Origin of the sequence: Ochrobactrum sp. BTU1, from assembly GCA_018798825.1 — a bacterium.
Taxonomy (GTDB): Bacteria; Pseudomonadota; Alphaproteobacteria; order Rhizobiales; family Rhizobiaceae; genus Brucella.
This window is the reverse complement of record CP076356.1, coordinates 528,530-551,481: the sequence shown is the minus strand read 5'-3', so window position 1 is coordinate 551,481 and position 22,952 is coordinate 528,530. Positions and strand designations below refer to the sequence as shown.

The following is a 22,952-nucleotide window of genomic DNA, read 5'->3' as shown; positions in this document are numbered from 1 at the left end:
CGAAAATGAAAGCAGTCGTGTTTCCTAAGGCCGAGAGTGGAGCGTCGCGAAACTTTGATGGAAACCGTATCCGGCTTGAGACGCCAAGTGTTGTTCAGCTGCAAATCGGGCCCGAGGAAGTCGCGCGCTTTGAGCGCGATGGAAACAACCTGCTCCTTATTCTTGAAGACGGTTCGGTTGTAGTCATCGAGAATTTCTTTGTCACAAACGGTGACGCTCGCAATGATCTGGTTTTCGAAGACGGAAACGACGTTACCTGGTGGGCGCAGTATGGCGAGACCTGGTCGGGATTTGATATAGCTGAGATCAATTCAACCACCACGGCCGCACCTTTGCCGATGGCACTTCTGGCAGGTATAGGCCTGGCTGCAGGCGGGGCTGCGATTGCTCTTGGCTCTGGCGGCGGTAGTGATGATGGCCCGTCCAACAGGGCGCCTGTTGTTTCTGCTGACCCAGTTGAGACTGCAGAGGACAACGTTTTCAAGGGCGTGATCACCGCAAAAGACGCCGATGGAGACACTCTGACTTTTGAACTTAGTGGCGAAGGCCCTAAGCACGGTACCGTCACGGTTAATCCGGACGGAACCTATACCTACACACCTCATGCCGACTATAACGGTCCAGACAGCTTCGATGTCGTCGTATCCGACGGTCGAGGTGGGAAAACGATTGTTACCGTTCCAATCACGGTGACGCCGGTAGTTGACATTGCTCCCGATGAGGCTGTCACCCATGCGGGTGAGCCGGTAACCACCGCTGTACTTTCTAATGATACATTCAAGGATCCAGACGCCCGCATTAGTGCCGTAACTCCTGGCGCACATGGATCCGTCGTCGTTAATCCAGATGGAACGATAACTTATACACCGAAACCTGGTTTCGTGGGAACTGACACCTACACTTATACGGTTTCAAGCGGCGGCACCGAAGAGACAACGACTGTCACTGTTACGGTGAACAATCAGCCTCCGGTTACTGAGCCAGAATCCGTTATTGCCCCCGAAGATACGTCCGTAACCGGTAATCTGCTTGGCAATGATAGTGATCCGGATGGCGATGCGATCTCAATTACCCGTTTCGAGATCAACGGTTCGACCTATCTTCCTGGCGAAAAAGTTAGCATTCCTGACATTGGCGTGCTTGTGATCAAGGCTGATGGCTCATATTCTTTTGAACCAGTTGCCAACTGGAACGGTAAGGTTCCAACCGTTATCTACACTGTCAGTGACGGTAACGACGGCGGTTCGACGACAAGCACTTTTGATATAGAAATTACGCCCGTTGATGACCTGCCGGAGACTGTTGGTACGATTGTCGATCAGGCGAACAATGACGCTGACGCCATCACTTCGCTTGATGTGAGCGGTTTCTTCAAGGATGTTGATGGCGATACGCTTACCTATAGCGCCACGGGGCTGCCAAAGGGTCTGACGATTGATCCGAATACGGGCATTATCAGCGGCACCATTGATCCATCCGCAAGCCAGGACGGTGTTGGCGGTGCGCATAGTGTGACGATCACGGTCAGTGATGGCACCAGCACTGTCGATCAAACCTTCACATGGACTGTTTCCAATCCTGCTCCGGTTGCCAATGATGATGCTGTAAGCACTGACGAAGATACACCTGTGAGCGGCAATGTGCTGCTTGATAGCGCAGCGGGTGATGTGGCTGACACTGATCCAGATGGCGATACGCTTGTCGTTACGCAGTTTGTTATCAATGGAACCACCTACAGCGCTGGCGACAATGCCATAATTGAGAATGTTGGCACGTTTACGCTCGACAGCACCGGTGTCTACACGTTTACGCCGGACGAAAACTGGAACGGCACGGTTCCGACGATCACCTATACGATCAGCGATGGGGAAGGTGGCACGGATACCGCCAATCTTACCATCACGGTTGATCCCGTCAACGACGCGCCAGAGGCCGTTGGTACGATTGTCGATCAGGCAAATGATGATGCTGACGCCATCACCTCGCTTGATGTGAGCGATTTCTTCAAGGACATTGATGGTGACACGCTCACCTATAGCGCCACGGGTCTGCCGAAGGGTCTGACGATTGATCCAAATACAGGCATTATCAGCGGCACCATTGATCCATCCGCAAGCCAGGACGGTGTTGGCGGTGCGCATAGTGTGACGATCACGGTCAGTGATGGCACCAGCACTGTCGATCAAACCTTCACATGGACTGTTTCCAATCCTGCTCCGGTTGCCAATGATGATGCTGTAAGCACTGACGAAGATACACCTGTGAGCGGCAATGTGCTGCTTGATAGCGCAGCGGGTGATGTGGCTGACACTGATCCAGATGGCGATACGCTTGTCGTTACGCAGTTTGTTATCAATGGAACCACCTACAGCGCTGGCGACAATGCCATAATTGAGAATGTTGGCACGTTTACGCTCGACAGCACCGGTGTCTACACGTTTACGCCGGACGAAAACTGGAACGGCACGGTTCCGACGATCACTTATACGATCAGCGATGGGGAAGGTGGCACGGATACTGCCAATCTTACCATCACGGTTGATCCTGTTAATGACGCGCCAGAGGCCGTTGGTACGATTGTCGATCAGGCAAATGATGATGCTGACGCCATCACTTCGCTTGATGTGAGCGATTTCTTCAAGGATGTTGATGGCGATACGCTTACCTATAGCGCCACGGGGCTGCCAAAGGGTCTGACGATTGATCCGAATACGGGCATTATCAGCGGCACCATTGATCCATCCGCAAGCCAGGACGGTGTTGGCGGTGCGCATAGTGTGACGATCACGGCAAGTGATGGCACCAGCACTGTCGATCAAACCTTCACATGGACTGTTTCCAATCCTGCTCCGGTTGCCAATGATGATGCTGTAAGCACTGACGAAGATACACCTGTGAGCGGCAATGTGCTGCTTGATAGCGCAGCGGGTGATGTGGCTGACACTGATCCAGATGGCGATACGCTTGTCGTTACGCAGTTTGTGATCAATGGAACCACCTACAGCGCTGGCGACAATGCCATAATTGAGAATGTTGGCACGTTTACGCTCGACAGCACCGGTGCCTACACGTTTACGCCGGACGAAAACTGGAACGGCACGGTTCCGACGATCACTTATACGATCAGCGATGGGGAAGGTGGCACGGATACCGCCAATCTCACCATCACGGTTGATCCAGTCAATGATGCTCCAGTGATTGCTGGGGGAGACCAGGACGGCACAGTGATTGAGGCAGGTGTTGTCGATGACAACACACCAGTTCCTGGTAATCCGACCGCGACAGGAAGTTTTGACGCATCCGATGTCGATGGCGATACGCTTAGCTGGAGCGTGCTGGGCACTCCTGATCAAACCTACGGCACCTTCACCATCGATGCTGTGACAGGGGCTTGGTCCTATACGCTCGACAATTCGCTGAGTGCTACTCAGGCTCTGAATGAAGGCGATAAGGTCGAGCTGAGCTTCGACGTTGAGGTGAGTGACGGGAAGGGCGGAACCGAAACCCGAACAGTCGTCATCACAATTAACGGAACCAACGATGCACCGGTTGCAAATGCCGACACCGGATCAGTGTCGGAAGCAGGCGTTCAGGACGGTGGTAACGATCCGATAAGTGGAACTGCCACTGCAACCGGCAACGTGTTGACGAATGATACTGACGTTGATGATGGTGAAAAGGCCACACTGGCTGTAAATGAAGTGAAGTTTGGCGATGTTGTTGGAACGGTGGGTTCGAGCATTCAGGGAACCTATGGAACCCTCACGCTGAATAGCGATGGCAGCTACACATATGAACTTGACAACACCTCGACACAAACACAATCCCTAAAGCAAGGCGAGCAAGTCACTGAGACCTTCACCTATACAGCGGTTGACGTTAACGGTGCGACAAGCAGCAGCACATTGACCATCACAGTCACTGGCGCCAATGACCGTCCGGAGATCACGTCCGGAACGGCTGAAGCGAGTGGCGAAGTGACCGAGCAGGGAACTGCTAACCCTGATGAAAACAATGTGGTTAGCGGAACATTGACAGCATCCGATGTTGATAAGGATGCGACTTTGACCTGGAGCGTCGTCGCCACCAACGGGACATATGGCACAATCGGCATTGATGCCCAAACAGGTGAGTGGACCTATACGCTCGACAACACTCGAGCCTCCACACAAGCCTTGAATGATGGTGAACAAAGAACAGAAACGTTCACAGCGGTGGTGACCGACGAACATGGAGCTACTCGCGAACAGGTCATTACTGTTACTGTCAATGGTAGCAACGACGACATCACGGGCCTTGGCAACGAAACGATAAATGTCCTCGAGGACGGCGTCGTCAACGGCTCGCTGCAAGATTTCGTTTCTGATGTTGATAACAAAATCATTTTGACCGGCTTTACGGTCGATGCGAATGGCGATGGTCTCCAAGAGACATTTACCCCGGGCGAATTGGTAAATCTGACAAAGGATGGGGCTGCTCTTGGCACGCTGATCATTGGAGAAGACGGGAAATATACCTTTACACCCGCTCCAAATTACAGCGGTAATATCCCTACGGTATCCTACACGATGGGAGAAAGCGGCGGTGGCAAGTCCGTTACGCAGACGCTTGACTTCACGATCACCAAGGTTGCCGATGCCCCTGAGCTTGAGGCAAACAAGAACGTCAATACCGACGAAGACACAGCAGTTACGCTTGGCCTGAAGACACCTGTTATCACCGATACAGGCACAGGTACGGATAACAATGATAATCCAGAGCGCCTTGGTGAAATCACGCTGACCATAAGTGGCGCAGGCGCCGATGGCGTAACGCTTTCTACGGGTGTGAAAACGCTTACGCCAGTCGATGGTAAAATCACCATCGTCTTGTCTGATGTACCTCATGTGAGCGACACGCCTGCTGCTGACGACGCCCGAGGGATCTACTATCTGACTTCAGCCGAGTATGCGGCTCTCGTGGCAAATCCGCGCGCTGAAAGCGGCAATAATTTTACTGTAACCGTTAGCGCGACCAGCTATGAAGTTGATGCCAGCGGCGGCAAGATCGCGGGCGTGGCGGGAGCGTCGAGCACGCAGGTCATCAATGTTGATGTTCAAGCAGTAACCGACGGGGCGGAGCTTGAGAGCGATGTCAGGACGCTTACTTTTGCTGAGGACAGCAAAATCGATTTGTCGAGCCATCTCACCGCGGCTTTGACTAGTACTGATGCGAATGCTGGAAACGACACTGACGGTAGTGAACGTTATTCTTATAGTGTCAGCGGCTTGCCTGCGGGATCAATCGTAACCATCAATGGAACGAATTACACCGTTGGTGCGAGCGGCTCTGTCACTTCGCCTGAAACCAGCACGTTCGCAACGGCACCAAATATTTCCATCACGCCACCACGAGATTTCAGCGGTGATATTAAAGATGTCGTAATCACGCTTAATACCCGTGACACAGACAGTGATTCAGCAGGTATTCCAGCGACCGTAACGAGCAGTGTGACAATTGATCTGCGGGTTACTCCTGTTGCTGGTGATGTCACTGCGACGGACAGTACAACAGCGGAAGATACGGCTGTTCACTTCCTTGCAGGTGTAGCTGTCACTGATACGGGTACTGCAGCCGGCTCCGAAGTCATCAACGAAGTCACATTTGAAGTTCCCACCGGTTGGACCGTTGGGACCCCTGATGCATCGGCAGGCTGGAGCTACAATGTTTCTGGCACCACTGCAACGATCACATTTGACGGTTCATTGAGCCAAACTGATCGAGAAGCTATTCTTGATGCCTTCACGATTACGCCGCCAGCGCATAGCAGCTTGGATGCCACGATCAAATTGTCTATCACCAGCACCGATACCAATGGTTCTGATAGCGATACCAAGACAGTTGATCTTGACGTGAAGATCACCGTTACGCCTGTGGCTGAGCGAACCGACAGCGACAGTGATGGAAATGGACAAAACGACGTCACCATGAATGGCGATCACGCCTATTCTGTTGCGGGTCAGGAAGATGCCTGGTTTGCACTTGGTAGCAATTACACAGGCGCATCGAATACCAGTGGCGGCTTCGCCGACCTGCAGTCAGCTTGGTCAAATGCAGACTCGGATGAATTCACTTATGCTGTATTGACCCCAACGCTTTCGTCTGACACGCAAACTGACACGGTTATTGGCACTGAATTCCGTTATTCAACAGATAATGGTCTTACTTGGCAGACGCAGACCTATGTCGGCGAACCAATCTGGGTACCATCTGTTTATCTCAACACGCTGCAGGTTAAGCTTCCGGCTGATGTTTCGGGAACGCTCACCATTGGAGTGCAGGCGGCAACGGTTGACTATGATGACGATCGCGACGTTTCCACACTCCCACTTGATCCTCCACATGAAAGCGGAGATGGTGTCAATGTAGCCATCAGCGGTGAAGCTACGCTTTCTTTGATCAAGTTTGAACCTGTAGCTGATGAAGTAACCATGGCGCTCAATGGTCGTGCTACGGGCCTTGAAGATACAGCAATCCCGCTCTCGATCAAAACAACGAGTTCGGATGATTCTGAAACCTTCAACGTCACCATCTCGGGCATTCCTGATGGAGCGGTAATCACCTACAACGGCGAAAAACTGACTGTCAGTGGCGGTGCGGTTACGATCGTTGGGTTCAACAATAGCTACCCAATGACCGTCACACCGCCGCTTAACAGCAACAATGATTTCAAATTGACTGTCAGCGCGGTTTCGGTCGACGGAACGTCAACATCTGCGCCTGTTTCCCGCACGATTGATATTGCGGTTACCGGTGTCGCCGATAATGCCTTAATCACACTGCCAAATGTTGCCTATACCACGACAGAGGCAGCACTCGATGCAGGTGCACACAAGGTCCAGCTGTCCAATATTATAACCTCGGTAGCGTCTAGCGACACCGACGGATCGGAAGTAACTACACTTCGCATCACAGGGCTTTCAGAGAATTTCTCATTAACCGGAGCTACGATGGTCGTTTCGGGCACTGGGACCGAACGGATCTGGATGGTGTCGGCAAGTGACCTTTCGAAGGTTTCTATTGTTGTTCCTGAGAATTTTAGTGGGACGGTGAACCTGAAGGTCGCTGGTGTTACAACTGAAAACGATGGCGATTCTCGCACAGGTCCTCTCACCGATGTCAGCTTCACGGTTACTCCGTCGCCGGAGGCACTGATCACATCAACTGCCACCCTTATCGAGGATGAAATCTCCCTGCTCAATCTGGTAATCATTCCGCAAAACGGTGATACAGATGAGAAATTGGGCAGTATTTTCATTCCGGTTGATTACAACGCAAGCAAATTTACGCTCTATGTAGGCGGAGCAGAAATTTCAGCAGCGAACCTTGAAACGAAAGAAATTGAAGGGAAAACCTACTATATTGTCCCGTCCGATCAGATCGATAGTCTGGGCGCGAAGGGTGCCGCCAATCTTGACGGTGACCTTGGCAAGTTGGATTTCCTTTACGAAGTGATTGATCCATCAACTGATGGAACTTTAACTGCCGTGACTGAAGTGAAGAATGGCTCGCTTACAATTGACGCACTGCCAGTAACCGATGCAGTCGATGCATCGATTACGGCGATCACCATGACTTCCGCCACTGGTACAACTTCTGATGAGATTGCCGGTGACGATGCAGAACCAGACACAGCGACTGTTACGACCAGCGGCACAGTGACCGTAAACCTGCACGTAAATTCGGCCGATACGGATGGCAGCGAACATCTGGTCCGCGTGGTTATTGAGGGTGTTCCTGATGGTGTTACCGTCAACGGCGCATCCCAGATTGGTGCAGGTTCGTGGCTCCTTATCTATTCCGGCGCGGACGCGAAATCGATCGGCATTGGTGGCATCAATCTTCCGGTCGAATTCGTCGTCGGAAAGGGCGCGTCTAACCTCACATCGACCATCACAATGACCGTGCTTGCGCAGGATGAGGGCCAGAACGTCAATTCGCCTGCCAAGATCGAAACCGATTCCGTCAAATGGAACCTCACGGTAGATCTGGGTGACGGCCAATCTTACCTGCCTCCAGTTATCGACGAATGGAGCTACAATGGTGCGCAGGGTACAGAAGACACTGAATTTACCCTGGATGGTGTTATTGATGCTAAGGTCACAACAAGTGACTCGAGTGTCGCTTATAGTTACACCGTCACGCTCACCAATCTAGCACCAGGTACAACCGTCGACGGTATGACCTTCACCACGATCAACGGCGTACCGACATGGTCTGCAACCGTTGTTGTGCCTGCAAACGGCGACAGTCAAGCCGCACTTGATGGGTTGCTTGCTGGTATCAAAATCACCCCCCCGCTTAACAGCAATGACAACAATGCCGAATTCAACTTTGACGCCAAGCTGACGGCAGCAGCGGTTGGTGGCACCAGCACGGAAGCGGTCACCAAGCCGGACATGCCTATTATTCCGGTGACCGACGAGGCGACGGTAACCATCGACGTTCCTGACGTCGCAGAAGGAGAAACCAGTGTTACTGCAACGATTTCGGCTTTCGATGTTGCAGACGGCACGTTCGGAACGATCGTTGACGGCAAGCTTTATGTTCAGGTTTCGACCAACGGAAACGACAATGGCACGCTCACTGATGGTGAAGGCAGAACGCTGACGCTGACCGACATCAGTGGAGTCGTAGGTGTGCCAGATGGCAAATATTATGTTGTTGAGATTGGCACTGCAGGCGGCTCAGTCGAGCTCACTTACACTGCGGCAGATGGAACCGTCCTCCAGCCGGGCGACGTAACTTTCAATGCCTGGGTACAGACGAAGGAAACTGGTGCGGCAAATACGGAAGCCGCTTCGGCCTCCAGCACCGCTGAAGTCTTGATCGTCAACAATGGTGTCACGGTGGAAAGTCAGCCAGTGACTGGCAAGGAGAGCGGCACTTCAGAAAAGACCAACGCGATCGAGTTGACTGGTCTCACGGTTGCTCTCAAAGACAACGATGGTTCTGAAGCGATCAAGTCCATTCTGTTGTCTGGCGTTCCGGTGGGCTTCCTGCTTTATGTCGGTTCAAGTGCAGGGGATGCAACTGTCGCTTCCCAGGCTTCAAACGCCGGTGGCGATGGCAGCACCAATACCTGGGTCATTTCCTCTGACGGTACGATGCCTGCCTATGTAGCAATCCTACCCGCCCCACATTGGAGCGGCACGCTTACGGATCTTTCGCTCGTGGTTGAATCAGGTGAGGCTAGCCTGCCGACGACCCGAGTGGATACTGTGCCGCTTGCACCTGTGACCGTTGAAGCGGTCGCAGACGGAATAGCAATCGATCCGACCTTGTCGTTTGGTAAGGAAGGTCGCATCATCAGCTTGAACCTGAATGCAGCCATGGTTGATGCGGCGACCGCCGTTGCAGGTGTTGAGGATGCAAGTACCGAAACCACAACCTTGAAACTTACCGGTCTTGGTGCGCATGCAGCCTTTTATATCGGCGGCGAGCTTATCGATGCAAACAACGATGCCATATCGATCGCTTACGATCAGCTCACCAATTCCTATACGATCACTGGCTTGTCGCAGGACAATCTCGATAAGCTTGGTTTCGTTCAAGCAGCATCTGCGCTTTCCGATCAGGACGCATCCACGGCGGGCACGCAGATCAGGGTCGAGGCATGGACTGTTGAAAGTGCAACAGGAACGGAATCGCAGCATGTAACCGACACGCTGACGCTTGCTGTAACGCCTACAACAGCCACATCAGGTAACGACACATTTATTTGGAGTGGTTCAAACATCAACGGCCGAGCCGGTTCCGACACCGTTGCCCTGCGCTTTGGCGAAGATCTCAGTGGTGATGATCTTAAGCAACACCTTAAGAATATCGAGATCATTGATCTGGGAATTCATGGAACAAATGCAATCACAGATCTGACCCCTGATGATGTTCAGGCGATCACCGATGCAAACCATATCCTGACAATAAAGGGAACATCGGAGGATTTGCTGTCGCTTTCAGGAAACTGGGTGCTGCAGTCAGACGGATCTTACACGGGGACCGGTGAAAGTGGCACGACGGTCACTCTAAAGATTGACGGCGTGACGATTGATAGTCACCAGGATGCCGTCGCATCAAGTTCTGATCATTCGAGCCTGTTCTCCTTTGCAATGGCAGAAGACAGTGAAAGCTTCGGTCTGGCGTCGATCGATACACAGGCGTCTACAGTACCTGCCGTAGAGCAACAGACTGCTCTTACAATCGATGACGTCCTGTCCTCTGATACAGGGCACGATGCGATGTCCGCTATCCTGCCTGACGAGCACGACGCTAAACCGTTTTCGTCAGACACCGGTGGTGGAGCTTCCGATTTTGTCGACCTCAGCACTCCAATGACGGCACCTTCGCTCGAAGACGAACTTCGCTCGGCCGTTCACTACGAGGTCTGATATTGTGAACGCCGCGCCAAACCAATCTGGTCCCGCTCCCTCCGGGGGGCGCGCCAACCGAGGGTGGATCGAAGCCGTAATGCGTGTCGCAACGCATTACGGCATGGCCATCTCGGTGGAGCGCATAAAACTTGACATGGCGTGGTCCACAGATGAGGACCGGTTGGCTACACTTGCGCGCTCGGTCAGTCTTTCTATCCGGCAGATTGATGAGGGAGCTACAGCTCTATCGGCTCTCAGGCTACCACTCCTCGTTGAGTTTAGTGGCGGCGAAGTTGGAGTGATTGAACGGGAAACTGCCGAAGGCTTCGGAGTAATTCTGTCCGGTGACAAGGGCCTGATGACCCCGTTATCGCGAGAGGAATTGGCTTCACGCTTGCGACGGCTGTTTGTGCTTCGTCCTGTTTCGTCGCGTCCCGACCGACGGATCGATGATTATATTGCGCCTTGGCGTCCCGACTGGTTGCGCAGTATTGCTTTGGCGGATCTCAAGCCTTACCGCGCAGTGTTGGTTGCTTCGCTTGTGACCAACATACTGGCGCTTGCCGGCACGATTTTTTCAATGCAAGTCTATGACCGTGTTGTGCCCGGGCAATCTATGAGCACACTCTGGGTCTTGTTCATCGGCGTTATGATGGCGATCCTATTCGGGATGGGTGTGCGTACCGCTCGAAGCCGTATTACCGATATAGCCGGAAAAGCTGCTGACCTGCGGATATCAGACCGGGTGTTCGGGCACGCACTTCGTATCCGCAATACCGCACGACCACGCTCCACCGGCACGTTTATTTCGCAGATACGCGAGCTGGAACATGTCCGCGAAATGCTGACCTCCACGACAGTGGCGGCAATTGCGGATGTTCCATTTTTCCTGCTGTTTTGCGTATTGTTCTTTTACATTGCCGGTTCCTTGGTCTGGATACCTCTTTTGGCGATGGTCCTGCTGGTCGTGCCTGGACTGCTGGCACAAAAACGACTTCGTCGGCTGGCTGAAACAAACACCCGAGAATCTTCGCTGCGTAGCGCGATGCTGGTTGAAGCCATACAAGGACTTGACGATATCAAGTCGATGCAGGCCGAAACGCGGTTCCAGAACCTGTGGAACCATTACAACGAGACCACATCTGGCTCCTCAATGGAGTTGCGCGATCTTATTAACCGGTTGTCATCGTTTGCACAGACGGTTCAAGGTGGGGTGTTTGCGGTAGTCATCTTCTTCGGTGCACCCATGGTTATGGCCGGCGAACTAAGTACGGGTGTGCTTGTCGCAGCCTCTATGCTGTCCTCAAGGATGCTTGCTCCATTGGCGTCGGTAACGCAAATCCTCAACCGCTGGCAACAGGCCCAGGTCGCGCGCAAGGCGCTTGACGGCCTGATGGCTCTTCCCGTGGATGCGCCTCAGGAAGAGCAGCGAATTCATAAGCCAACCATCAGCGGTGCATTTCGCATCAAGGACGCAGTATTCGGGCACAATCCCGAATCTCCCGTTCTTAAAATTGATCAGCTTACAATCACGCCGGGCGAACGCATCGCTATTTTAGGGCGCAATGGTGCGGGTAAATCCACGCTCCTGTCTGGTCTTGCCGGACTTCTCGAGCCATTGGCAGGGGAAATCCGCGTTGACGATATCGTTATGGGTCTCATTGATCCGACAGACGTCAGGCGTGACATCGGTGTCATGGGGCAGGGCGCTCGACTGTTTCACGGAACATTGCGCGAAAACCTTACGATCGGCGCGCCTATGGCGACGGACGAGGATGTCCTTGATACGCTCGAGAAAATGGGGCTGGTGGATTTTATCAATCGGCTCCCTGAAGGTTTGGATCATCTGGTTCAAGAAGGCGGGCTCGGATTATCGGGTGGACAAAAGCAAGGCCTGTTGCTCGCACGGCTCCTGCTTAGGAAGCCACGTGTTTTGCTGCTCGATGAACCAACAGCCTCGTTTGATGAAGTGTCGGAGGCGGCAGTTATTCATGTGCTTGGCCAACTGGGACGCAACATTTCGGTGATTGTTGCCACGCATCGCCCCGCAATGCTGCGGATCGTTGATCGACTTATCGTGGTCAATAATGGTGTGATTGCGATGGATGGGCCCAAAGATCAGGTTCTCAGCCAGTTGCGATCCGGAAAGGCTGCCGCATGAGCCTGCCGCTTAACACCACAGCTGAACGCGTAACCGCGCGCTCGGAAAGTCGATTTGTCTGGCTTGTATTCTTGCTGCTCGCCCTGTTCCTTGCATGGGCCTGGTTTTTTCCGCTTGTCGAGGTCTCAAGCGGCCAAGGAACCGTTGTCCCCAGTTCAAGAGAGCAAGTTATCCAGTCGCTCGATGGCGGGATTCTGACGCTAATTTCCGTCAAGGAAGGTGATATCGTCGAACGCGGACAGATCCTCGCACAGCTCGATCCGACTCGCACTGCGTCGAATGTTGAGGAGGCGGCAGCAAAGTTTCACGCCTCCATCGCTGCCGCCGCACGCATGCGCGCCGAGTTGGGCGATCTGGACGAAGTGGTCTTCCCGCAAGAACTGGCTGGCGATGAATTCGCACAGTTGCGTGCCAACGAGCTTGCTCTCTTCAAGTCCCGTCGTGAGAGCCTACGGGAATCCTTGTCTGGGTTGACTGAAGGTCTTGAGCTCACGCGTCAGGAACTCGCGATTGCAGAAAAGCTACAGTCGACAGGAGCGACCAGCAGGGTCGAAGTTATTAAACTTCGACGCGAAGCAGCTCAAACGAAGCTCGAAATTTCGCGATTGCGCGCGGATTTGCGGGTCCAGACCGGTGAAGAATTGCAAAAGATCAATGCTGAGGCAGAGGTCCAGGCATCGATCATGCGAGGTCGGGCGGATCAGCTTGATCGTCTGGTGTTCCGCGCACCAATGCGCGGCATCGTTAAAGACATTGCTGTTACCACGATCGGCGGCGTCATTCCGGCTGGCGGGCAGTTGATGACGCTGGTTCCAATGGACGACCAACTCCTCATCGAAGCCCGTATCTCGCCGCGTGATATCGCTTTCATTCATCCAGGACAGAACGCTCTGGTCAAGGTTTCAGCCTATGACTATGCCATATTTGGTGGTCTTGCTGGTGAAGTGGTAACGATATCGCCGAATACTGTGCGCGACGAGGTCAAACAAGATCTGGTGTTTTATCGCGCCTATATTCGAACCCACGAAGACTTTCTGACGAACAAAGCCGGCGCTCGGTTTCCAATCGTTCCAGGGATGATTGCGACCGTCGATATTCGCACCGGTGAAAAGACCGTATGGCAGTACCTGATCAAACCGTTTAACCGTGCACAGGAGGCGCTCCGTGAACGTTAAAGCTGTAACACCATTCAGTTCCTTACCAACATTACCAATAAACAATATCTCCAAAAAGAGGTCCGAAATGACAAAATGGTTCGGCGCGCGCGCCGCATTCCTGCAACTCTCGATAATTGCCCTTGCAACATTTTGTCTTACACCCGCTCAGGCTCGGGATACTCTCAATGAGGTTAATCCTCATGCGGGCTTTTCGTCAGTATCAAAAGCATATTCCGACATGGACAAGCGTTATGTTCGTATCGGCATGCCACGCGACATAGCGCAAGTTCGTCGCATTTCTGTCGGTCAGTCACAGGCCGCGTTACAGGCGGTATTAGGACGCGCCGCTCATCGCAACAGTGACGGGTCACTTGAATTTAATCTTTCGCTGCCGCTCGTCGGTCGTGACCGTTTAATTTGTCAATATCGGGTTTACTTTGACGGTGCAGGTAAGGTATCTCACGCAGCGTGGCGGCGTCCACAATGCGCCGATTTGGTCGCAGGAAAACGAAACTGAAGACCAAATGATCCCTTTGCGAGCTCACCTGAGAATCTGCCGTCAAGCGGCACTGTTTATCACTGGCGGAATCCTGCTCTCAGGGTGCGTTGGGTTACCTGCAGCCGATGGCACTGAAGCGGCGATTATCGAGAAGGCATCTGTGATGCCGACTTTGACGCCTGTAAAAGGTGCGCAGATAGGCGCGGTCGCTCGCAATGGTCTTCTCATCAATCCATCTGTGCGGGAAGCGGCAAGCGTGATTTCCGCAAGTGCGGATCAGGTTAGAGTGCAACGGGCCGCACTTTTCCCAGGCCTTTCTGTTGCTGCTGGAGCTGGCGTTGGTTCTGGCAGCACTGGAAAACCTGGTGTGGACCTCACTGGTTCGCAGCTGCTGTTTGATGGCGGGAACTCCAAGCGTGCAGTAAAGTTGGCTGATTTTGATCTTCAGATCAATTACATTGCATTCCAGAAAACGGTCGACGATACGCTTCTGGAAATTCTAAAAACTTATGCCGACGTGCAGATGAAGAGCGAGTTGCTTGACGTCTACAAAAGTCAGCTTAAAGCTCTCACCGAGCTCGACAAACTCGTTGCAGAACGCGCCACAAACGGTGCTGTTTCATCAAGTGATCACCTGGAAACTCGTAAGCGAGTGCAATCGGCTGCATTTCTTGCCAATGATACCCAACTTGAACTCGGCGAGGCGAGGGACCGTCTGACACTATTGACGGGCCAGCCGCAAGGCGGACGGGTCTCGCTATCTACCAAGTCGTGTAAGGCTCAAGGCGAAACCGACGATCTGCGCATGAACCGTCTGTCACAGGCACGTGCTCAGGTCGCTCTCGAAAAGGCCGAGAAGGAAGTCACTCCACGTATTGCGCTGCAGCCTGTTGTTGGTGGAGAGCTCGGCGTGAACAAACTGCCGCTGGGGTTGAACGTCGATGTTCGATCTGACTTTTTGCAGGGCGGCGCGCTTACAGCCAGAGCAAATGTCGCGCGCAACAATCTAGCTGGAACTGAAGCCAAGCTCGCATCGGTGCAACTGCAAGACAGTTTGACAGAGACTGCGCTCGTACGCAGCCTTGCCGCTGGTGATATTAAGTCGACGATGCTCAAGAAGCAGATCGAATTGCTCAAAAAGACGAGAGTACTTTATCGAGAACAATACTTCGACATGGGAACCCGCCAACTTTCTGATTTGCTCGATAATGAGGAAGAATATTATAGCCGGCAGGCCGAGCTTGCAAAGCTCCGCACCGAAATGAGCATAACCCAAGTGCAATGCGCCATCCGAAGTCGAGGTCTGCGAGAGGAACTCAAGGTCAACGGTAACAGCATTTATGGTTACCCTTTGTCGGCAGACTTGCTCTAAGCACGAGGTGCTCATCTGGCGACCGAACACTTGAAGCAAACGCAATATTGCTGTTCAGACGAATATTTTAGAGGATCGCTGGAAACATGAGGTCCGGCTGAGCTACAGCTCGAATTTGACGCGGCACATAAGAGAGTTCCATAAGCTATCTTATGCAATCGATGTGTATAACGGCAATATACAGATGCGACACATGGGCAATTTAGAGATGCGACAATTTTTGCCTCTCTTGCCCTTTTCAAATCGAACGCGGAAAGGAAGATTGGGCTTTCAGCAGCAAACAGCGGATGGGAGCCGTCATGTCTTGTTTGATCACGATGTCGCAGAAAGAACTCAACCGGCTGAAGACTGTTCAGCAAATCAGAGATAATCAGCTTCGTGTGGTGGAGGCAGCGGCGCTGCTTGGCCTCAGTCGTAGTCAGATTCATCGGATGTTACAGGCATTTGATCGGCTTGGTGCAGCGGGCCTTGTTTCGGGCAAGCGCGGTCGTCCGAGCAATCGCCGTTATGGCGAGGATTTCCGGAATGATATTCTGGATATTGTACGGACGTATTATCGGGACTTTGGGCCGACACTGGCCTGTGAGAAGCTGATTGAACGCCATCGGCTTTCAGTCAGCAAGGAGACGCTGCGGCAATGGATGACAGCAGCGGGATTGTGGACATCACGTCGCGAACGCAAGCGGCAACTGCATCAACCGCGCGGCCGGCGTGATTGCTTTGGTGAACTGATACAGATCGACGGCTCGCATCATTGGTGGTTCGAGGAGCGGGGTCCCAAATGCGCCCTCCTCGTTTATATCGACGATGCCACTGGCAAGCTCCTGCATTTGCGTTTTGCGGGCTCAGAGAACACGTTTGATTATTTTCATGCGACGAAGGCATATCTCCAGCAATGGGGCAAACCACTAGCTTTCTATAGCGACAAACACGGCGTTTTTCGTTCGCTTCATCCGTCGAAGCAAGATCGAACAAGCGGCCTGACACAGTTTGGTCGGGCACTTTATGAGCTCAACATCGACATTATCTGTGCCAATACTCCACAGGCCAAAGGCCGTGTTGAGCGGGCAAACAGGACTTTGCAGGATCGTCTGGTTAAGGAATTGCGGCTGCGCGGCATCGATACGATCGAAGCAGCCAATGCATATGCGCCGGAATATATTGCAGATTTCAATGCCCGTTTTGGCAAGGAGCCACGCAATCCCAAGGACATGCATCGACCGCTGGCAGCGCATGAGAATATTGATGGTGCGCTGTGCCGGAAGGAAGTGCGAACGCTGTCACAAACACTGACACTACGCTATGATAAAGTGCTGTTCATCCTGGAACCGACCGAAGTTGCAAAGCGGCTTGCGCGGCAGAAGGTCATTGTCTGCGACTATCCCGACGGACGTCTGGAGATCATGCACGGTACGGACACCCTGCCCTATACAACATTCGACAAGCTTCGTTCCATTCATCGCTCACCTGTTGTCGAGAACAAACGGCTGGATGACATGCTGTTGATCGTCGCTGAGATGCAGGCGGGACGGGAGCAGCAACGCAGCAAAAGCGGTCCGCGTCGTACTGGTCAGGCCAACCATATGTTTGGTATACCTGACGGCAGTGTCGGGAATGGCTATCAGAAGCGAGAGCGTAAATCGCGCACAGCTTACATGAACGACCCTGCCGTCATTGCCCGGCGAGAACAAGCTTTATTGAGACAGCCAGCGCCGGAATAAAGGGCGTCAATGGACGCCGATATCGCTTTGCATATCCGACTCCAATTGCAGGCAAGCTGTCCAAAGCGGTGTTTTGTGGAAGGTTCCGTCGTCAAGCAAGCTGAGCCCTTCTCTTGCCTCAAAAAGCAGGCCGAGCCAGCATAAGCGTCGCAGGACACCGTACCGAAGCTCGAATTTCAGGTCCCACGCATCGACGGTTATTTCAGTGTCGGACAGATGAGCGATATCCGGATAGAGTATCTTTAGAATGTCCATCGGCTTACACCCTTCTCTGGTCTTGATATTGAGCAGATTGAGATACATACGCCACCAACGCAATCGTGCCTGGATCGCCTCTTTACGTTCGGTGGCATGAATATACGAATAGAGATAATCGGTGGCGATCAGATCGAAGAAGGCTTGCGGATTGACCAGAAACTCCAGGCCACGTTTGGTTGGCAGCAGTACATTTTTCCTGCGGCGAAGAAGCTTCAGATAACGGGTCAGGTCGTGCACAACACAAAGTGGTGGCATGTCGTTTTCATTGAGCACCTTGTGCATGCTGAAGAGGTCTTTGGCTGTGAACCTGGGCCAGAGGAAGTTCTCAGCAGCCCAATGCACGAACTTGCGGTTCATCGCGCCGGTTGCCGTTAGTCCGATGCCACCCTCGCGCTGAGCATAGGCAACTGCAAGCAGCATGCCGCGAAGCAGTGGTGAGAGTGCAGCGATATCGACGTCACCTTGCAGGCAGATTTTTGGTAGCATTGTACGACTTGGATCCCTCTCCTGCCCGATGCAGGTGAGCCGAGTATCAACTGCTGACAGAACAATTGCTACTAAGAAAGCTAAAGCCGAAGAGGTGGATATTCACCCGCCCCCATTCCTCGTTTGCAACCCCGACCAGCCTCTCGGAATGGGGGCTGAACGTCAGCACCTGTCGCATCTGTAATCTGCTGGGAACGTCGCAACTTTAACTTGCTAAAACAATGTGTATAACGGGGTGGGTTCTAGTTTGAAGTGCGACTTGCAAATGATAACAATGAGTTATCCAATGCAAGGAACCCTTCATGGACCGCACCTATTCACATATTGACCTGGATGAACGTCGCAAAATAGCCCGCTGGCGCACTGCAAAGCTTTCCGTTGACGTTATTGCTGAGAAGCTTGGAAGGCATCGCTCGACGATTTTTCGTGAACTGAAACGCAATCAGTTTAACGATGATGAGATTAAGGATTTAAACGGCTATTACTGTACGATTGCTGACCAGAAATGCCGCGAGCGGCGTTCGAAGCAACGCAAGCTCATTCGGTATGATGAGCTACGGCAGTCCGTGATCGATCACATCAGCGATGGATGGTCACCGCAACAGATTGCTGGGAGAATGCGGTTGGAGCAACATCCCATCTCTGTCAGTCACGAAACAATCTATCAGTTTGTGTATTCCACCGACGGTCGAAAAGAAGAGCTTTGGAAATATCTGCCGGAACGTCGTGCCCGACGCCGCCCACGTCATGCCCGGCGTCATCATGGACGCCGCTTTCCGCCTGAACTGAGCATCTTGCACCGCACGGATATGGTTGCCAGGCGCAAGCAATTCGGTCATTGGGAGTGCGACCTCATCCAGTTTCGCAAGAGGTTCGGCAAAGCCAATGTGACGTCTCTGGTCGAGCGGGTGAGCCGCTTTACGGTTTTGTTGCGCAACAATGATCGGCAGTCACGGCCGGTGATGGATGGGGTGATTAGGGTACTCCAACCCCTGCCCCAAATGGCCCGCCGATCAATCACGTTTGATCGTGGCACTGAGTTTACAGAATGGTCGTATCTACAGAATGGGATAGGGTCTCAAACATGGTTTTGTGATCCGCAGTCACCCTGGCAGAAAGGCACTGTTGAGAACACCAATAGGCGCACAAGACGCTGGCTTCCCCGAGACCTTGATCCGCTCACCCTCAGTGATCGAGACCTCGCATTCATCTGTCATCGCCTCAACAATACACCGCGTAAATGTTTAGGATATAAAACGCCCGCAGAAGTCTTCCGACAAAAACTCATCTCAAACAGACATCGTTTTGCGTAAACTCAAACGGCAAAAGTCGCGCTTCACCCTGACCTCACATCTGATCCAATCGCAGCTCATGCAACAATGCAGGCATGACAAAAACGCTCGACTGGCTCTGCTTTAGCAGACAGAAACTTTATCATACAGCAATGTTTTTCAAGAAATCAATGAAAGCTCTGACCTTTGCCGGTATATGACGTGTATTCGGATAAATCGCAGACACCGCTTGTTTTGGAAAACGAAAATCAGGCAAAAGATGAAGTAAGCGCCCTGCAGCGATATCGTCAGCGACCAACCATTCAGGCAACAATGCCACTCCGGCGCCGCGCAAAGCGAACTCCCGCAACGCTGAAGAACTATCTGCCGTTATCATTGCCTGAGTTTGCATATCGAGCATTTCCTGAATTTTGTTTGGCGCTTCAACCTTCCAGATTAATGGTGTGTCCAAACGGCTATGTGCCATCCACCTTAAAGCTTTAAGCTCATGAAGACTGGATGGCTCCTGAACATTTCGATTTTCCAGATAATCCGGTGCTGCGACCGGAAGAATGGAAAATGTTTCAATCAGAGCCGCGCGATACCCGGTATCTGCGATCTGTCCCAGACGTATTGCAATATCAAAACGCTCTGCAACCAGATTAGCATGTCGAGATGATGCGCTGTGTTGTATTTTCAATTGCGGGTGCATTTGAGAGAATGCAGCAAGTGCAGGAACGATTTTGTAGACCCCATATTCGAGCGTGGTTGAAATCCGTAACAGCCCGTTCAGTTCCTGATGCCCGCTCCGCGCATCCTCCTCAGCTAGAGCGGCATCTTGCAGCAGTCTTTGCCCGTGTGTGTAAAACCTCTGCCCGGCCTCAGTCAGCATTAAACGCCGCGTCGTTCGGGTGAGCAGTGATACGCCGAGATCAGATTCAAGTTGCTTGATATTAAAGCTAATAACCGCCCGCGTCTGACCAAGCAGCTCCGCCGCTGCTGTAAATGATCCGCTATCAACAACCGTCACAAAAATATTGACCCGTTGTAAATTGAGCATGAGAACAGTGCCTATTGTCAAAATTATTCTGCTATTTATTTCAGAATTGTCAGGCTTATCATCATTACCATAAGGCGTATAGACGGGTCTTCGTAAGGAGATCCCATGGCATACCGGACTAAAATCGCGACTATTTATCTGCTGGGTTTCTTTCTGGACCTTATTAATCTCTTTGTCGCGAGTGTTGCTTATCCGCTCATCGCACGCGATCTTAATGCAACGGTGACAGAACTTAGCTGGATTGGCACGGGCTACATTCTCGGCCTGACATTGATTATACCTTTGAGCAGCTGGTTATCTAAACGCTACGGCGCCAGAACCATATTGCGACTGTCGCTGACGCTGTTTGCAGTTGCTACAGCGGGCGCAGGCATGGCCGGATCAGTTTACACCCTGATTGCATGGCGGGTATTCCAAGGTTTGGGTGGTGGCCTGCTTATTCCGGTTGGCCAGACTTTGACATATCAGCATTACCGGCCGGATGAACGGGCCGGCCTGTCTTCGGTCATCATGCTCGTTGCCTTACTCGCACCGGCTCTCTCGCCTGCGGCAGGCGGGATCATTGTTGATTACCTTGGCTGGCGCTGGATATTCTTTCTCAACCTGCCACTAGCACTTTTAACACTCTGTTTTGCCCTTATCTGGCTTAAAACAGTTAACCAGCATACCAGCCCTATTCCGCCATTTGATTTCTTCAGCTTTCTTACCGGCTCACTCGGATTGGTGTTTTTATTGTTTGGCCTGTCACAACTCGCCGATCAAGGAATGCTCTACAACGGAACACTTAGCGTTTTAGCCGGGCTGGCAGCTATCGCCCTCTTCATTCGCCTCAGCCTGAAAAAACCACAGCCCATCCTGAATTTGCGCTTAACCGCTGATCTCCTGATGGGAACATCAATGCTTGTTTATTTGCTGATCCCTGGTGTGTTTATTGGCATCAGTATGATTACAATGCTTTATCTTCAATCGGTACTGCGAATGACAGCCGCAAATACCGGTTTTCTGATGCTCCCATGGTCGCTGGCTTCATTTATTGCCATCAGCCTGACCGGAAAATTCTATAATCGTTGCGGGCCACGTCCGCTGTTTATGATGGGTTGCGTCCTGCAAGGCTGCGGTATTGCTATGCTCTCTCAAACACAGAGTGCAGACCAATATTCGCTGTTCATGATTGCATTCGCTTTTATGGGCTTCGGCGGCAGTCTGTGTAGCAGCACTGCACAAAGCACTGCCTTTATACAGGTTCAAGCATCCGATCTGGCAGATGCCAGCGCAATCTGGAACATCAACCGGCAGCTGGCCTTTGGTTTAGGCGTCGCTCTTCTGTCTCTGTTTCTCAGCGCTATTTTATCCTGGCACGCTGTTACTGATGTAACCGACCCGTCTCAGTCCAAAGCTGCGATACAGGCTTTCCATAGCTGTTTTCTGATCATCGCCCTGACTGCTTTGATCCCGCTCGCCATATGCGCGCGGCTACCAAACCGTGAAATTCTTGCCAATCTTCAATCCCAAACCTAAGCAAAAGAGATTCACAATGACACAATCCGATATGTATTTTGACCTTATCCGCAACACGGTCAGCATGATTGAGGACTGGTTTAGCGGCGCCGATAACAGTGCTAAACTCTATGAAAAACTCATGGCCGGTTTTTCAGCAGATTTCACAATGATCACGATGGGCGGTTCAGAGCTTGGCTATCCTGAAATCAGTGCCTTTTTTAAAACACAGGCCGGTGCAAAATCAGGGCTGAAAATTACCCTCGAAAATATGTCTGTTATATATGAAGGTGCTGATGGCGCTATTGTAACCTATCATGAAATTCAGGAGGAGTCAGGCCACGAACCAAAAAAGCGCGTGGCGACAACCTTCCTGAGCAACATAAGCACCCAATTGCAATGGAAACATTTGCATGAAACATCGGTTGCTTAAACTGAGACGCAAGCGGTGTGGTTAACCCTTTTTACAAAGCCTGAAATGCAAGAACGAGGCGGCGCAACACTGACGCTGCCCGTTCACCGGTAACACTTGAGACAAAAACAATGTCCCGTTTCGGTAATGGCGGTAATTTGGTCTTCTCACTAATATCTACCAGTTGAGAAGGCGCAGCTTTATATGTCAGCAACGCCACTGCCAAGCCAACATCCGCACCGGCCGATTGTTGCGTGCTGCATGAGTTTAGAGTTAATTCCGGCTAGGTCGGAATGACAACGTAAGTGATCAGGGTCGTGCCCGTGGGGATGTTGCTGTGGTATCGGACAGGCAGTAAGAAGTGTGCAAACTGCTGTATGCACGAAGGGGTGCAGTTTGAAGGCTTTATCAGTTGTCGCGTCAAGCGGACTGAAAATCGTACGCGGTCTCAAAACGCTTGAGGTGAGGCGGTAGTCTCCAAGCCTTCGGCCCGACGAAGAACTACTGATCGTTGAAAATGATGGATTCCTACGAGCAGATGGCGAAGAGGATCAAGACGGTAGAGCTGTTGCCATCGTGAGGATCGCATCTGTCACGCCGTTTCTGCATACCGATATGGCCGCAGCTTGCGCGAACTATTTTGAAGAGG

Annotated in this window: 11 protein-coding genes; 9 read left to right on the top strand and 2 right to left on the bottom strand. The window is 52.2% G+C overall.

Features of this window, described 5'->3' with window-relative positions:
- Positions 1 to 5: 5 nt before the first annotated feature.
- The 6 genes from KMS41_21600 to KMS41_21575 all read left to right on the top strand — a co-directional run bounded on the left by KMS41_21600 (position 6) and on the right by KMS41_21575 (position 17,319).
- Entirely contained in the window at positions 6 to 10,427 is a 10,422-nt protein-coding gene (locus tag KMS41_21600) for a tandem-95 repeat protein (GenBank protein QWK80355.1), read from the top strand.
- A gap of 79 nt (positions 10,428 to 10,506) precedes the next feature.
- Positions 10,507 to 12,570: a type I secretion system permease/ATPase gene (locus tag KMS41_21595; GenBank protein QWK80354.1), complete on the top strand. Its 2,064-nt coding sequence runs from the start codon at positions 10,507 to 10,509 to the stop codon at positions 12,568 to 12,570.
- The gene (locus KMS41_21590; GenBank protein ID QWK80353.1) at positions 12,567 to 13,745 is read left to right on the top strand and encodes an HlyD family efflux transporter periplasmic adaptor subunit; all 1,179 of its coding nucleotides are present in this window, start codon (positions 12,567 to 12,569) and stop codon (positions 13,743 to 13,745) included. The genes KMS41_21595 and KMS41_21590 overlap by 4 nt, the downstream gene beginning before the upstream one ends.
- A complete protein-coding gene (locus KMS41_21585; GenBank protein QWK80352.1) occupies positions 13,735 to 14,244 on the top strand; it encodes a hypothetical protein in 510 nt (169 codons plus the stop codon). Before KMS41_21590 ends, KMS41_21585 begins: the two co-directional genes overlap by 11 nt.
- A gap of 7 nt (positions 14,245 to 14,251) precedes the next feature.
- Entirely contained in the window at positions 14,252 to 15,598 is a 1,347-nt protein-coding gene (locus KMS41_21580; GenBank protein ID QWK80351.1) for a TolC family protein, read from the top strand.
- 299 nt (positions 15,599 to 15,897) lie between these two features.
- Positions 15,898 to 17,319 carry an ISNCY family transposase gene (locus tag KMS41_21575; GenBank protein QWK80350.1) on the top strand — a complete coding sequence of 474 codons (1,422 nt, stop codon included), beginning with the start codon at positions 15,898 to 15,900 and terminating at the stop codon, positions 17,317 to 17,319.
- A gap of 6 nt (positions 17,320 to 17,325) precedes the next feature.
- Here KMS41_21575 and KMS41_21570 read toward each other — a convergent pair whose 3' ends face one another.
- Complete coding sequence (locus KMS41_21570; GenBank protein QWK80349.1) at positions 17,326 to 18,063, bottom strand: hypothetical protein; 738 nt, start codon at positions 18,061 to 18,063, stop codon at positions 17,326 to 17,328.
- A gap of 302 nt (positions 18,064 to 18,365) precedes the next feature.
- Between KMS41_21570 and KMS41_21565 the strand changes: the two genes are divergently transcribed.
- Entirely contained in the window at positions 18,366 to 19,376 is a 1,011-nt protein-coding gene (locus KMS41_21565; GenBank protein QWK80348.1) for an IS30 family transposase, read from the top strand.
- 121 nt (positions 19,377 to 19,497) lie between these two features.
- Here the strand turns inward: KMS41_21565 and KMS41_21560 are convergent, their stop codons facing one another.
- Entirely contained in the window at positions 19,498 to 20,394 is an 897-nt protein-coding gene (locus KMS41_21560) for a LysR family transcriptional regulator (GenBank protein ID QWK80347.1), read from the bottom strand.
- Between the two features lie 105 nt (positions 20,395 to 20,499).
- Here KMS41_21560 and KMS41_21555 point away from each other — a divergent pair, with 105 nt between their 5' ends.
- Complete coding sequence (locus tag KMS41_21555) at positions 20,500 to 21,912, top strand: MFS transporter (protein ID QWK80346.1); 1,413 nt, start codon at positions 20,500 to 20,502, stop codon at positions 21,910 to 21,912.
- Between the two features lie 16 nt (positions 21,913 to 21,928).
- Entirely contained in the window at positions 21,929 to 22,324 is a 396-nt protein-coding gene (locus KMS41_21550) for a nuclear transport factor 2 family protein (protein ID QWK80345.1), read from the top strand.
- Positions 22,325 to 22,952: the final 628 nt, after the last annotated feature.